General features: G+C 57.9%; 14 protein-coding genes. 5 read left to right on the plus strand and 9 right to left on the minus strand.

All coding sequences use genetic code 11. From position 1 onward, the window contains the following. From ACFE0K_RS02625 to ACFE0K_RS02645, 5 genes are all read right to left on the minus strand, one after another. The coding region (locus ACFE0K_RS02625) for a DUF899 domain-containing protein (RefSeq protein WP_434534586.1) at positions 1-615 on the minus strand (615 nt) is incomplete at its 3' end. A 116-nt stretch (positions 616-731) separates the two neighbouring features. Beyond that, a complete protein-coding gene (locus ACFE0K_RS02630; RefSeq protein WP_434534587.1) occupies positions 732-1,802 on the minus strand; it encodes a proline racemase family protein in 1,071 nt (356 codons plus the stop codon). Next, positions 1,799-2,962 carry a zinc-binding dehydrogenase gene (locus ACFE0K_RS02635; RefSeq protein ID WP_434534588.1) on the minus strand — a complete coding sequence of 388 codons (1,164 nt, stop codon included), beginning with the start codon at positions 2,960-2,962 and terminating at the stop codon, positions 1,799-1,801. Before ACFE0K_RS02635 ends, ACFE0K_RS02630 begins: the two co-directional genes overlap by 4 nt. 306 nt (positions 2,963-3,268) lie before the next feature. Then, on the minus strand, positions 3,269-4,417 hold the full coding sequence (locus tag ACFE0K_RS02640; protein ID WP_434534589.1) for an alkane 1-monooxygenase: 1,149 nt from the start codon (positions 4,415-4,417) through the stop codon (positions 3,269-3,271). A 70-nt stretch (positions 4,418-4,487) separates the two neighbouring features. Then, a complete protein-coding gene (locus tag ACFE0K_RS02645) occupies positions 4,488-5,507 on the minus strand; it encodes a putative solute-binding protein (protein ID WP_434534590.1) in 1,020 nt (339 codons plus the stop codon). A gap of 191 nt (positions 5,508-5,698) precedes the next feature. Here ACFE0K_RS02645 and ACFE0K_RS02650 point away from each other — a divergent pair, with 191 nt between their 5' ends. Next, a complete protein-coding gene (locus ACFE0K_RS02650) occupies positions 5,699-6,715 on the plus strand; it encodes an AraC family transcriptional regulator (protein ID WP_434534591.1) in 1,017 nt (338 codons plus the stop codon). Positions 6,716-6,906: 191 nt separating this feature from the next. Here the strand turns inward: ACFE0K_RS02650 and ACFE0K_RS02655 are convergent, their stop codons facing one another. Further along, complete coding sequence (locus tag ACFE0K_RS02655) at positions 6,907-7,215, minus strand: putative quinol monooxygenase (RefSeq protein ID WP_434534592.1); 309 nt, start codon at positions 7,213-7,215, stop codon at positions 6,907-6,909. 29 nt (positions 7,216-7,244) lie between these two features. Next, a complete protein-coding gene (locus tag ACFE0K_RS02660; protein ID WP_434534593.1) occupies positions 7,245-7,946 on the minus strand; it encodes a lysophospholipid acyltransferase family protein in 702 nt (233 codons plus the stop codon). A 240-nt stretch (positions 7,947-8,186) separates the two neighbouring features. On the opposite strand from ACFE0K_RS02660, the gene rlmF reads away from it, so the two are divergent. Further along, positions 8,187-9,131, plus strand: coding sequence for a 23S rRNA (adenine(1618)-N(6))-methyltransferase RlmF (rlmF, locus tag ACFE0K_RS02665; RefSeq protein ID WP_434534594.1), 945 nt, complete (start codon positions 8,187-8,189; stop codon positions 9,129-9,131). A gap of 106 nt (positions 9,132-9,237) precedes the next feature. Here the strand turns inward: rlmF and ACFE0K_RS02670 are convergent, their stop codons facing one another. Then, on the minus strand, positions 9,238-9,651 hold the full coding sequence (locus tag ACFE0K_RS02670; RefSeq protein ID WP_434534595.1) for a hypothetical protein: 414 nt from the start codon (positions 9,649-9,651) through the stop codon (positions 9,238-9,240). A gap of 143 nt (positions 9,652-9,794) precedes the next feature. Between ACFE0K_RS02670 and ACFE0K_RS02675 the strand changes: the two genes are divergently transcribed. Next, positions 9,795-9,917 (plus strand): hypothetical protein, encoded by a 123-nt coding sequence (locus tag ACFE0K_RS02675; RefSeq protein WP_434534596.1) that lies wholly within the window; start codon positions 9,795-9,797, stop codon positions 9,915-9,917. Between the two features lie 3 nt (positions 9,918-9,920). Here ACFE0K_RS02675 and ACFE0K_RS02680 read toward each other — a convergent pair whose 3' ends face one another. After that, a complete protein-coding gene (locus ACFE0K_RS02680) occupies positions 9,921-10,991 on the minus strand; it encodes a fatty acid desaturase (RefSeq protein WP_434534597.1) in 1,071 nt (356 codons plus the stop codon). 92 nt (positions 10,992-11,083) lie between these two features. Here ACFE0K_RS02680 and ACFE0K_RS02685 point away from each other — a divergent pair, with 92 nt between their 5' ends. Both ACFE0K_RS02685 and ACFE0K_RS02690 read left to right on the plus strand, forming a co-directional pair. Beyond that, complete coding sequence (locus tag ACFE0K_RS02685) at positions 11,084-12,076, plus strand: AraC family transcriptional regulator ligand-binding domain-containing protein (protein WP_434534598.1); 993 nt, start codon at positions 11,084-11,086, stop codon at positions 12,074-12,076. Between the two features lie 158 nt (positions 12,077-12,234). Further along, positions 12,235-12,477 carry a hypothetical protein gene (locus ACFE0K_RS02690; RefSeq protein ID WP_434534599.1) on the plus strand — a complete coding sequence of 81 codons (243 nt, stop codon included), beginning with the start codon at positions 12,235-12,237 and terminating at the stop codon, positions 12,475-12,477. Positions 12,478-12,991: the final 514 nt, after the last annotated feature.

The raw sequence follows: 12,991 nt of genomic DNA on the forward strand, positions 1-12,991 counted from the left end.
CTCGGGCGAGTCTTCCCACTGTTCCTGGCGACCATACGGAGTGATATCCAGCAATCGGAAATGGGTGTCGAACAGCTCTCCACCACGGTCGGTACTGAAATAGGTGCGGTAGACCTGGTTCCCGTCATCACGAATAAACACATTGATCGCAAACCCTTTGCCAGCCCCGAAGGCATCGGCAAAGCGGCGATCATGGTCGGTATACCATGGCGCTTGCCAGTTCATGCGTTTTTGCAGGGCGAGAATCTCTTCCTGCGGCGCCGGGGATGTGAACACAAAGGTAGTACCTCTGGCATTAACGTGGGAAAGGTTGTGGCCAATGTTATCCATCACCATGGAGCAACCCTCGCAGGGGCTGGCGCCGGGCTCCAGCATCGCGCAATAGACAATCAGTTGCCGGCGCCCCTGAAACAGGTCCACCAGCGATAGTTCGCCCTCCGGCCCCGTGAAGCGGTAATCCCTCCCAACCGGCACCATGGGCAATCGTCGGCGTTCGGCGGCCAGTGCGTCCTGGGCCCGGGTCAGTGCTTTTTCCTTGTCCAGCAGCGCCAGACGGGCCTTGTCCCACTCTTCCGGGGACGCGATTCGTGGAAGTGGTACAGGGTTTGATGGCATGAGGAAGGCTCCTGTTGTTCCGGATGATCTGCTTCATTATCGAACGGCGGAAGATGATTTCGACACTCTCCATGTCATGCCAGGGGCGGCGCTCGTAAAGGGCCCCGGCACCTTCATCAGAGACTGTCGTTCTTGTCTTCCAGCACGTGATGGGCCGCATCACGCAGGATGTGATGCAGGCCGGCACAATCCACCATGGGGTCGCCGCAGTTGACGATGATATTGGAGTGGGCCAGTACAAAGGCCTGGCCGGTGATGGTGTTGTCCACCACCTCGTAGTTAGTGGTGTTGTGAGTGCCGGTAAATTGGCCGATAAACCCGGTATGGCGCAGCGATACGGTTTCCAGCCGGTCGCCCGGCTTGATGCGCCCCTCATGATGCATCAGGGCCAACCGTGCCGAGGTGCCGGTACCGGTGGTGCTGCGACAGATTACCCCGGGATGCACATAGGTGGTTGAGCGTGAACGGTAGAAATCATCCGCCACCTGCTCCACCGGCCCCATGAAGTGCAGAAACGGCAGGGGCCCCACGTCGCCCAGGGTGTAATGGGAAAAGCCGCGATCAGCCTGGATCGCCTCGACAATGGCGTGGGCGCACCGGGCCAGCTCGGCTTCTTCGTCCAGGGTGAGGTTGAATCCCAGTTCGCGGGCGTCCACCAGGGCGTAGAAACCGCCGCTGTAGGCCACACTGTAGGTGACATCCCCGAAGCCGGGGACGCGCACCGATTCCTGGTAGGTATGGATGTAGCTGGGCAGCCCGGCACAGGTGATGGACTGCACGACGCCATTGACGACCCGGGCATTGATACTGACCAGGCCGGCGGGGGACTCAAGTTTGAACTGCTGTTCCCCTTCCTGTTTCGGAATCAGTCCCTGTTCCAGCAAGGCCGTGGCCGTGCAGATGGTGTTGGACCCGGAATAGATGGGATAGCCCATCACCTCCATGATGATGTAGCCCATGCTTGCCGCCGGATCACTGGGCGGCACGATCAGGTCCACCGACATTTCCGGTGCCCCATAGGGCTCGTTTAGCAGCAGTTTTCGCAGGCCATCCGCGTCACTGGCCAGATAGTGCATCTTGTCGCGTACCGTGGCGCCCGGCAGCGGATCAATGCCGCCGACCACAATCCGGCTGACATCGCCGGCCGCGTGGGTGTCGATCAGCTGTAGCTGCAGGTCCTGTTTCATGCTTCACCCTCCAGAGAAAACGGCGCGCCATGCTTGGCCCATTGGCCGTCGGGCACAATCACGATCTTGCCCAGGTAGCCGCTACCCCGTTCGACAAAATAGCGCTCCGCCACATGCAACTTCGACAATGGAAAGGCGCCGTGCAGCACCGGCTTGAGCTGACCCTCGCGGATCCAGTCGACCAGTTGCCCGGCCTCCTCCCGGGTGCCATGGGAGACGCCGAAGATCTGCACCTGGTAAAGGTAGATGCGGGTCCAGAGTATTTCGCTGACATTGCCGGCGCCGGCGCCGGCAATGCTCAAGCGGGGGTAACTGCCCCGGCGCTTCATGTCGAAAATCATGGTATCGATGAAACGGTCCGTCATCTCGCCACCGACGAGATCCATCACGGCGTCGATGGGGGCCCCGCCGGTCAGGTCGCGAATGTGCGCGACCAGGTCATCGCTCTGGCGCCGGTCGATGACCGCCTCGGCGCCCAGCGCCTTGAGGGGCTCGGCCTTGTCCGCCGTGCTGAATGCATAGGGGATGGCACCAATAATTCGGCACAGCTGGATCAGTGCCGTGCCCACGCCGCCACTGGCGCCGGTCACCAGTATCCGCTCGCCGGGCCCGACTCCCGCCGCCGTGAGCATGTGATAGGCGGTCTGGTAGGAGCACATGCCCAGCGCCGCCAGCTCGGCATCGCGGATCTCGGGATTGGCCACAGGGTGGAATTGATCAGAGGGCACGGCCACATAGTCGGCGAAGCCGCCATCGGCGCCATGGCCAAAATAGTCCGGCGCCAGGTTGATATCGCGGCGATCATCCGGGTAAAGATTGAAGTCCAGCAACCCGCGCTGGCCGATGCGCCCGGCGTCGACACCCTCGCCGACGGCGACAATGCGGCCGGCAACATCCGCGCCCTGAATACGGGGAAAGGTCAGGGTGGCCTCACCACCCATCTGAAAGGAGGCCACGTCATCGCGGTCTTTGACCGGGTACAAGCCTTCCCGGGCCTTGCGGTCGGTGTTGTTCTTGGCGGTGGCGCTGACTTGCACCAGCACCTTACCGGGGCCGGGTTCGGGGGTGCGTACGTCTTCGCGGTAGACCAGCTGGTCCAGTCCCCCATGGCCGGTAAGCAGCATGGCGGCCATGGTCTGCGGAATGCGTTCTTGCTCCATTACGCTGTTCTCCCTCACGACAACGAGTCGGTAAGACAAACCAGGCATGGCAGACGCCAGCCATGGGCTTCAGCGTAATGGCTTCACCCATGGTTTTTCCAGTTGGCAGGGAAGGTAAAGCGGTTACCCGGTAGTGGCAGAGACGACCGGTCAGCCCGGCTGTTCAGTGATGGGGTCGGGCCTGAGCGATGCTTCACCCAGCCTGGCCAGGGAGAGCAAGTGGAGCGACCTGGGGCAAAAACATCTGACCGTGATGAAACTCGCAAATACCGGTGGGCGATGCAAGGCCGCTCACCGGTACCGTAATCAGGCAATATTGTTAACACGTGGGCCTTCGCGGAACAGCTGGTCAAGCTCACCTTGGTAGTAGGCTTCCACCCGCGGGTTCATCACGCTTTTCCACAGTGGCGGCACCATGGCCAGCAGCATCATGGCGGAATAACCGGCGGGTAGCTGCGGGCTCTCGTCATAGTGGCGCAGCACCTGGTAGCGACGCTTGGCGTAGGCATGGTGGTCGCTGTGGCGTTGCAATTGGAACAGCACCAGATTGGTGACCAGGAAATTCGAGTTCCAGCTATGCGCGGGGGTGACCCGCTCATAGCGGCCGGTTTGCAACTGGCGGCGGTGCAGGCCGTAGTGCTCGATGTAGTTGACGATCTCCAGGGCCAGTGCAGCCACAAAACTTTGCCCGACAAAGAACAGCACACCCTGCCAACCCCACAGTACACCGAATGCCATGGCGAACAGGAATGAGATGCCGTACCACCAGATCAGCTCGTTATGAACACTGACGTTCTTCTTGCCCTTGCGCTCCAGATACTGCTTTTCCAGTTTCCAGGCATTCTTGAAGTTGCGCACGAACGCCTTGGGCAGAAAGTCATACAGGCTCTGGTTGTAACGACTGGATGAGGCATCGTCCGGCGTGGACACATGCACATGGTGGCCGCGCAAATGTTCTACCTTGAAGCCGGCATAGGTCACCGACGACAGCAGCAGTCCGCCCATCCAGTTTTCCACCTTCGGGTCCTTGTGAATCAGTTCGTGACCCAGATTGATGGCGATCATGCCGCCAAGCAGGCCGATGGACATGATCCAGCCGAGCATGCCTGCCCAGGAATAGTCATTGCTGACGAACACATGGCCGGCATAGAACAGCAGGCCTAGCCAGGCCACGGCCAGCAGCAGGGGCAGGGCGCGATAGCTCTTGTCCTGGGATAGTTCGGGAACCTGTTTTTCTTCATCCGGGTTCACCGGGTCCTTGCCGACCAGGTAATCCACCACTGGCACCAGAATGAAAAACACGGCAAGAATCATCCAAGCCCAGAGATTCTGGGTGCCCGGTTCACGACCCACCAGGGCGGAAAACGGCACCATGGGAAGAAAGAGCATCCAGCAGGCCAGGTAGCCCCATTTTTTCAAACGCAACAAGGTATCGGGATTGAGTTTTTCCAACATGATAATGCCCTCATAATGCTGTGCAGATCACTGCAAGATGACGTTGAAAGAAAAGAAATAATCGATCAGATCACTCGACGGGATTGACGCATTCGGCGCGGGACGGATTGCCCTTGCAGCGCACCTTGCGCAGCAGGCTCATCATGTCCTTGTCGTAAACACCCTGATTGGCAAGATCGATGCGGGCCTGGCGAAACATTTCGTCATAGCGGGTGGTTTCTGCGTCAGAAATATTGATCCACCATTTTTCATCCACTTCGCCGTCCGCGTTGTTGATGATGCGCATGGCGCGATCAAACTGGCCGGCCAGATACTTGCGCGACTGGTCGGCAAAATCCGCGGGAAAAAGGTCCTTGCGAAGAATCAGCTGTGCGCTCAACTGGCCGAGCACCAGATCAATGATGCCGCCGTCCGGCTGCATGCCCTTGTACAGTTCCAGGGCGGAATAACCGAAGATGGGCGCGAAGCAGGTATCCACGGAACCGTTGTTGAACCGGGTGGAAAAATTGGTGATATCCGACATCACCGGTGACATACCCACACGCTTGGCCATGTTGGCCTCGGCCACATCGTATTCCAGCACCGCAATGGATTTGCCCGCCAGCTCTTCCACCGTATCGATGCTGTTGTCTTTCACGAACAGATAGGCCGCGCCCATGGGCACCAGGCCGGCAAACTCATAGGGGCCTGACACCAGATGCGGATTCACCTTGGGGTTACCGCTGGCCAGGATCGACACCACCATGCGCATGGCATCGTAGTCGGGGATGGCACCGATGGAATCCATGCTGCCGGTATAGCTGATGAACTGGCGGCCACGGATGCCAGTAAGCAGGGCGCCATCGCATTGCTTCGCCTTCAGATCCTCGGCGGCGATCTTCTCGTCGGTATAGGGCTGCAGTTCAATGTCCACGCCCCAGCCAAGCGCGGCGGTCTTGAAATCCTTCATGATGCCGTAGAAATCACCGTTGGCACCGACCAAATCGAAAACACAAAGCGTGCGCTTGTTGCTGATGTTGGCGTGAGTGCTGTTGGCGAAAAGGGCTGTGGAAACTACGAGAAAAATAATTAATTGTTTTGCATATCGCATGATGTTCTCCCTGATGAAAAGCAGCCAATACGTAAGGTTTTATTGTGCTTTGTTACCTTCCTGTACGTTTGTCGTGCTCGGGTTTTGAGCAGTGGAGATCGATGCTAGATATGCGCATGGCGCTGGGGTAGGTTGTCTGTAGACAGATGGGGGTCATTTTTTGACATTGCGTTTTTCAGGTACTGCCAACCATGAACAAGCAGATGGAATGGGCACTGTCCATCAACTACATACGCCAGGTGGCAGACCAACTGGCAGAGATGGATATTGCCGTTGCGCCCTGGCTGGCAGCCCATGGCCTGACACTGGCTGATCTTGATCAGGCCGAGGCGACAGTCCCCTGGGGTGTGGTACGTGCCCTGTTTCTGGAAGCGGAAGCGATCACCGGGGAGCCGGCACTGGGATTGATGGTGGGCGAGCGGCTACGCATCAACAGTCACGGCATCCTCGGTTACGCGGCCATGAACAGCGGCTCTGTTCGTCAGGTGGTGGAATTACTGGAGCGCTTTATTCCCCTGCGCATCAATCTGGTGATGGTCAGTCATCGGGTGGAAGGCCGGTTTCTCAACCTGCAGATTCGCGAGCTGCTGCCCCTGGGAGAGGTGGGGCCTTTCCTGATGGGCGCCGTGGTGGTGGCAGTGAAGAACGTGCTCGATTTCATCACCCTGGGTAATTGCCAGGTGGCCCAGGCAAGTTTTGCCTTCCCGGCAACCTTTGACCGGGAGCTGGTTGATTCCCTGTTCCGCTGCCCGGTGCGTTATGACCAGAGCTGGACCGGCCTGTCCCTGCCCCTGGACCGGGTGGACCAGCCGCTGAGAACCGCCGACCCCACCGCCTTCGAACACGCAGAAAAACTCTGTGAGCGGGAATTGCAGAACATGGTGGCGGATGCCTCTGTGTCAGCCCGCGTGCGCAGACTGATGCTGGCCAAACAGGTGAACTTTCCCTCCCTTGCCGTCACCGCCCGCATGCTGCACATGACCCCTCGCACCCTGCACCGGCGATTGCAGGATGAGGGCACCTCCTTCCAGGAGATCCTTGATGCAGTGCGTTACTCACTGGCCATGGAATACCTGAAAAGCCAGGAGATGACCATTCAGGAGCTGGCCTACACCCTCGGTTACGGCGACACCGCCAACTTCCGTCGTGCCTTCAAACGCTGGACCGGGGTGGCGCCGTCGTTTTTTCGCGAGAGTAGTGAAGCATAAAGTGAGAGAAAATCTCTCATGCCTGCGCAGTGTCTGCTAGCCCCTGAACGAACGGTTCGATCCTTGTGGGAACGGAGCGCAGCGGAGTAACGGCTGTAAGGCGGGCCGCAGACTGAGCAAAGCGAATAACCGATGCTCTCATCACGAATAACAACGGTGCTACAGGCACGATCAAGCTAGGGTTGCCTGGCCTATACCGGCCTCGCACCATGAATGCTATAAGCTGTAAACACCCGCTCCATAAGGCCCAATCGCTTTGCGGCCTCACGCCACGGCGCAATATGCGTCGCTACCAGATGGGCATTCAAAGAATCATTGTCTGGCCAGAGCTCGGAAAAGCGAATCAGCCCAGGATCAAACAGATCTTCCGCCACATCGTAGACGATGCAGCCATCCAGGTTGCGTGTAGCATCGACAAATGTCTTTAGGTGAGGTCTGACGGCACCCATGGATTCCGGTGGGAAGCGGAGGATGCCAAAAACAGCGACGGTTTTTTTCATGGTTATCCTGGGTTCTGACGTTGCATCTTTCAGGCGCTTGCATGTTCCGTGAGCATTTCCTGCAGGCGACTCTCTAACGCGGCATGAAAGGCATCGACGGTTTCAGGGTCATCGTCTGCGCCATTGTCAGGCGGCGACATCGGCGCATTCAGGTAGTGAACCAGTTTGGCCGGCTTGGGCACGATGGTGCCGTACTTGCCGAAGATAACCGGAGCAGCCAGTTTGTAGCGGTTGTACACCCAGTTTGTTACCGGGTTCGATACCACGTGATAAATATCATCCGCTGCCGGGCAGGCGGAGAGAATCACCGGGGCGCCGGTACGCATAGCCAGTTTGGCAAACCCTTTTCGGTCACTGATATTCAGCTGGTATTTCTGGCTGCTGGGCCGCAGTGCTTCCCGCATGCCACCCGGCGCCACCAATACCAGCTCGCCATCGCGCAACAGGCTCTCCGCATTGTGCTGTGAGCCCTCAACGAAACCGTAGGCCGACGCCAGATCGCGTACTACCGGAATCTTGAAGATATAGCGATCGCCAAGCAGCCAGACATCCCGCCCCAGCTTGTCCCTCACGGCGGCGGCAAGCAGGCCGCTGTCATAGGTGGCAAGTGAATGATTCACCACGATCAGCGCCGGCCCGCTGGCCGGGATATGCTCCAGGCCTTCAACGCGATGCTCGTGATAGCGGGCAACCCGGTTCAAGGCGGTGTCTGCGATATTGATGAGGTTCATGGAGATAGACCGTTTGGAATCAGTACGTTTGAGAGGGCTCTACTGGCACATTGTAGTGAAGTGCCCAGAAAACGATTGGAACTGAATGCAGCGCACGGGGCAAGACCTGCCCCTCGCTATTCTGATTGGCTTCTAGTTTGCCGCAAGACCCTGCGGTCGATTATGCCCGAGGCATAGAAAAACATTATAATCATGGGCTAATCCCTCTGTACTGTAATGTTTGATCCACGCCTCAGGCCTATGACTATAAACACCCGCCATCACAGTAAGAAAAACACGTCCAGGCCGGCGGGCAAAGGTCTGCACCCGAGGAATTTACACAATCAGGGCTATGATTTTCCTGCTTTGGTAACAAGCTCCCCGGCGTTGGCCCCCCATGTGAAGCCGAATCCTTACGGCGATCTTTCCATCGATTTCTCAAACCCGTTGGCAGTCAAGGCGCTAAACGCCGCGTTACTAAACCAATACTACAACATCGCCGATTGGGATATTCCAGACGGTGCACTTTGCCCTCCTATTCCGGGCAGGGCCGACTATATCCATTACATTGCGGACCTCGTCGGGCCTGAAAATACCCATATCAAGCTGCTCGATATCGGCACGGGCGCAAACGGAATCTACCCGCTGCTGGCCTGTCAGGTTTATGGTTGGCAATGTGTCGGCAGTGACATAAACCCCCAGTCGCTTGCGAATGTGGATGCTGTTATCGCTAGAAATGCCGAACTCAAAGACCGTTTTTTCCTGCGCACGCAACTCGACAAGAATCATATTTTCGAAGGTATCATCCAGCCGGGAGAGTGGTTCGATGTCAGTGTATGCAACCCGCCTTTCCATGCCTCGCAGGATGAAGCACTGAAAAGCAGCCAACGCAAAGTCTCGAACCTGGCGCGTAACCGCGGTGAGAAAAAGACGAAAATAAAGGCGTCGAATCTTAATTTTGGTGGGCAGGGCGCTGAGCTATGGTGCAAGGGCGGTGAACTGTTGTTTCTCAAAAAAATGGTAAGAGAAAGTCAGGTGTATTCATCGCAATGCCGCTGGTTTACCAGCCTGGTATCAAAAGCCGACAATGTTCGGCCGTTAAAGAAATTGATGCTCAAGGTCGGCGCCGCTGATGTGCGAGAAATTGAGATGAAGCAGGGCAACAAGGTTGCCCGAGTGCTGGCCTGGACATTTTTCAGTAAATGAATCGGAAATAGGCAGCGAGGTTGGTTGTAAGTTCGCTTAACGCCCGCAACACCGGACGATTTGGAGCGACGAAGGAGCGGAAAATTGGTCCGCGTGCTTGCGATTGTTAAATGCCACGCTCTACCACCTTGTTGCTGACTATTAGTTCTTGCGCTTTTTTTAGGGATTTGATCACTTTTACGCGCTTAGCTTCCTCGCGCAGATAAAGTGGAAGGCGCTCATGCCACCGCTGAACCTCCCAGTGATCTGCTGCGCCAATTTCTTCTCGTGTGCTGCCTGGATGCTTGGTTTCATAGTATGCCAAACACTCTGACAGTTGGGCGAGATTTAGAAATTGAAAGGTAAAGCCACATGCCTCTACAAAATAAACCCAGTTATCTCGGATATTGTCATAATCCGATCTGGGCTCGAAGCTAGGTGCTTCGCAGCCATACATGGCATTATCATGATGCTCTTCAATATATTTTTCTTTCCAGATTGCCATAGCATTTAACAGCGTATTAATTAGAACGTTCCGCATAACCCGGTTCCTTATAACTCTGGAACCGTGCTCCCCTACTAGAATGAAAAGCCTGCCATAACAGCAGGTTGGGGTGCTATAGCTAATTTCCTACACGGAGTTATGCAGAACGTTCTATATAACTCTTGGAGGATTTTCTTCCAGTGGATGTCAGCAAGGTGCTTGATTTAAAAGAAAATAGTATCTGGTTTGGTGCGCAAGCGGGGCTGTTTCCGTTGAAAACAGAAAAGCCCGCACAAGGCGGGCTTCATGTTGGTAAGTCGTGACTATCAGGCAGCTTGCGGTTTCTCGTGCATTCGGTTGGCTCGACGGAATGTGCCCAGATCATTGAACCTCACGCCATTCTCCTTCAGCACTACATGGGCCCGCTTGGCGGTCATCTGCCGTACGTAGAAGGGGTCGCGGACCACGAAGTGGTGGATGGCGTGGGTGCTGCCGAAGTTGAAGCAGAAGGCCTGCAGGGGCCACAGCCACCAGACGTTGAGTACCTGGCATTGTTCGGTGATCTTGCCCGGTTCGTTGTCGCCGTAGTAATGCATGTTCGACGAGATGAAGTGCAGGCAGAAGGTGCGCAGCATGTTGGGGGCGATCAGTACCACGACCAGCGGGGTGATCCAGCTGAGTTGTGCGGTGACCATTTCCGGCCAGGCGATGCTGGTGCCGGCGAGCCAGGCCACGCCGTTGGCCAGGTGGTAAAGCACGAAGAAGTGCCAGATGGCGTGGGCAGCAATGCCCAGCGGGCTGTAGCTGACCAGGCCGATCAGTCGTACGTTCTTCACGTCCTGCTTGCTGATCAGGCCGCGTTTGAACAGGCGAGCGGGTTCAGTCAGATACTGACCGGCGCGCAGGTACACGGCGAGCATGCCGTCGCCGACCATCAGCAGGCGCTTGAGGCCCCACTTTTCACCGTTGGTAATGCCGCGCTCTTCCAGGTCGGTTTCCATGCCGGAATGCTTGTGATGATGGAAGTGCAGGTGGCGACGAATCCACGGGTTGATGACGTTGGGGCGCAGCAGATAGATGCCGGTCATCATCAGGTTGTGCATAAACTTGTTCTTCTTGAAGTACATCAGGTGAATCAGGTCGTGCTCCAGCTCATGCAGCAGCGAGGTCCAAAATGCGGTGAGCAGGATCACGGCCCAACCGGGCATGATGCCTTGCAGGTAGAGAACGGCGTTGACGACAGTGCCAATCACGGCAATGCTGAAGATGCTCAGGCCGATGGTGTTCTGGTGTTTGAGCCAACCGTGTTTTTGTCGTACATCATCACTGATGGCAATGATTTCACGTTGAATTTTTTTATCTGTTGCGGACTTGCCGCGAGCAGGTGCTGTAGCCATGGGAAACCTCCATTTCTCGATGGCAATCACTGTAGGCGGGGCAGGGAAGGAAAACTCGCCTTTGCCCGCCAACCGTTTGACCGGGGACGCCAATGTCAGAAAAAAAACAGGCGGCAGCGCTGTTAATGGGGCCGTTAGTGCATTTGTTGCATGAGCGGGGGCTGGACAGTGATGCCATTCTGCGCCGCCACGGGCTGGAGCCGCAGATGGTGCAGGACCCGGAGGCCCGGCTGGATGCGGCGGTGTCCACGGCCTTGCTGGATGATTGTGTGCGCGAGCTGAACGACCCGGCCATGGCCATCGAGGTGGCCCGCCATGCCCAGTACAACACCTTCGGCGCGCTGGGCCTGGCGGTGGCGGCGGGGGGAGATCTGTACAGTGTGCTCAACCGCATTACCCGCTTTCATCGCCTGATCAGCGACCTGGTGGCCACCGAGCTGATTGCCGATGACGACAGTGTGGCACTGCGTTTCACCTCCAACACCGATCACCAGCCCCATCCCCAGGCCATCGTGTTTGTGATGGCCACCATTGTGCGCCTGCTGCGCATTCGCATTCATCGGGACCATAATTCGGTGGCGGTGTGCGCGCCGGAGTGGCTGGACCCGGCGTTGCGCCAGGCCATGGCCCGGTATTTTCGCTGTGAGGTGTCGGTGGCGGACCATTACAGCCTGGCCTTCGACAAGGCCAACGCCCAGCACATGCTGGCGGCCAGCGATGTGCAACTGGCGACCATGCTGGATGCCACCCTGGCGCAACGCCTGGCGGCCAGCGAACAGGCGTCCCTGTCCAGTCGGCTCACCTTGTGGATCGAACAGCGGTTGCCGGATGGCGAGCCTGCCCAGGCGGATGCGGCGGCGGAATATTGCCTGAGTACCCGCAGCCTGCAGCGGCGGTTGTCCGATGAGGGGTTAAGCTGGAAACAACTGGTGGAAGACACTCGCAAGACGTTGGTGGAGCGCCACCTGCGCACGCCGGGAATGACGGTAACGCAGATGGCGTTTCTGTTGGGGTTCTCGGAAGTGAGTGCGTTTTCCCGGGCGTTCAAGAAATGGTACGGGGTGTCGCCGAGTCAGTTTCGCTAGGGGGGCCCGGTAAAAGGCTGAATCATCCTGATCGTCTTCGCGATGCAAGCATCGCTTCCCACAGTGGGCAAGAGGGTTTTTGAAGGTTGCCCGGGCCTTGCCGGTGCGTTTGCCGTGGGGCTGCCACTGCCGATTGCGTTGCGTGAAGGGCGGCGCGCGTGTCGCCCTGCTGCCTGTCATTCACTGTGGGCGGGGTGATGGTGCAGTTCGCCTTGGGCTCAGTGCACCCTACCCAGGTGTTGGAAGGGATGGGCTTCTTCCAGTTCGAAGGCCAGGGCCAGCAGCAGGGCATCTTCACCGTTGGCGGCAGAGAGCTGGACGCCTATGGGCAGGCCATCGTCAGTCTGGCCCAGGGGCAGGGAGATGCCGGGGCCGCCGGAGGGGTGGGTGGGGGGGGGTGAGGGTGGGGGGGGATTTGGTCCTCACTTTGTGATTACCGCGGCGATGGTCAGATTGATCGGGGGTATTGGGGGTTGGTGGAGAAAAAGATTGGAAAGTGCGCGCACCGACCGCTTCCGTGCGCACAGGAGTGGTCATTGGGGAAGGCGCGTCGTCATGGGCCACCGTTGGCGGAGGTGGGTCGTTGATGTTGAAGGAAGCGTCGAATGACCGGGCGCCGCTGGTGGGTGTAGCGCGCGGCGGGGCGTCGAAGAAGAACATGTGGGTCAGTCGGAGATGTGGTTGCTTGCGTGTCTCGCGCGGTCGTGTCATATCCCCCAGGTGGGGGATTTCGCGGGGAGGAATGAGCGGTTAGAAGCGTCTGCCATGGGTATGTCAGATTTGTTTCGCCGGTTGTTTGGTGGCGGTGGAGGGCGCGGGGGGCGAGCGCCGACGGCGGGGTTCGCGAAGGATGATCCGGAGATGCAGGCGGCGATCGCGCGAGCGCGGGACGAGTTGCCATCGTTTCTCGAGGAG

The sequence above is a fragment of the Alcanivorax sp. genome, assembly GCF_051117345.1.
Taxonomy (GTDB): domain Bacteria; phylum Pseudomonadota; class Gammaproteobacteria; order Pseudomonadales; family Alcanivoracaceae; genus Alcanivorax.

Excerpts from the sequence above, each read along its gene's own strand:
- ACFE0K_RS02685 (WP_434534598.1), top strand. The coding sequence starts at position 11,084 with ATGTCAGAAAAAAAACAGGCGGCAGCGCTGTTAATGGGGCCGTTAGTG.
- ACFE0K_RS02630 (WP_434534587.1), bottom strand. The coding sequence starts at position 1,802 with ATGAAACAGGACCTGCAGCTACAGCTGATCGACACCCACGCGGCCGGC.
- ACFE0K_RS02680 (WP_434534597.1), bottom strand. The coding sequence starts at position 10,991 with ATGGCTACAGCACCTGCTCGCGGCAAGTCCGCAACAGATAAAAAAATT.
- ACFE0K_RS02645 (WP_434534590.1), bottom strand. The coding sequence starts at position 5,507 with ATGCGATATGCAAAACAATTAATTATTTTTCTCGTAGTTTCCACAGCC.
- ACFE0K_RS02655 (WP_434534592.1), bottom strand. The coding sequence starts at position 7,215 with ATGAAAAAAACCGTCGCTGTTTTTGGCATCCTCCGCTTCCCACCGGAA.
- rlmF (WP_434534594.1), top strand. The coding sequence starts at position 8,187 with ATGACTATAAACACCCGCCATCACAGTAAGAAAAACACGTCCAGGCCG.
- ACFE0K_RS02635 (WP_434534588.1), bottom strand. The coding sequence starts at position 2,962 with ATGGAGCAAGAACGCATTCCGCAGACCATGGCCGCCATGCTGCTTACC.
- ACFE0K_RS02650 (WP_434534591.1), top strand. The coding sequence starts at position 5,699 with ATGAACAAGCAGATGGAATGGGCACTGTCCATCAACTACATACGCCAG.
- ACFE0K_RS02660 (WP_434534593.1), bottom strand. The coding sequence starts at position 7,946 with ATGAACCTCATCAATATCGCAGACACCGCCTTGAACCGGGTTGCCCGC.
- ACFE0K_RS02640 (WP_434534589.1), bottom strand. The coding sequence starts at position 4,417 with ATGTTGGAAAAACTCAATCCCGATACCTTGTTGCGTTTGAAAAAATGG.
- ACFE0K_RS02670 (WP_434534595.1), bottom strand. The coding sequence starts at position 9,651 with ATGCGGAACGTTCTAATTAATACGCTGTTAAATGCTATGGCAATCTGG.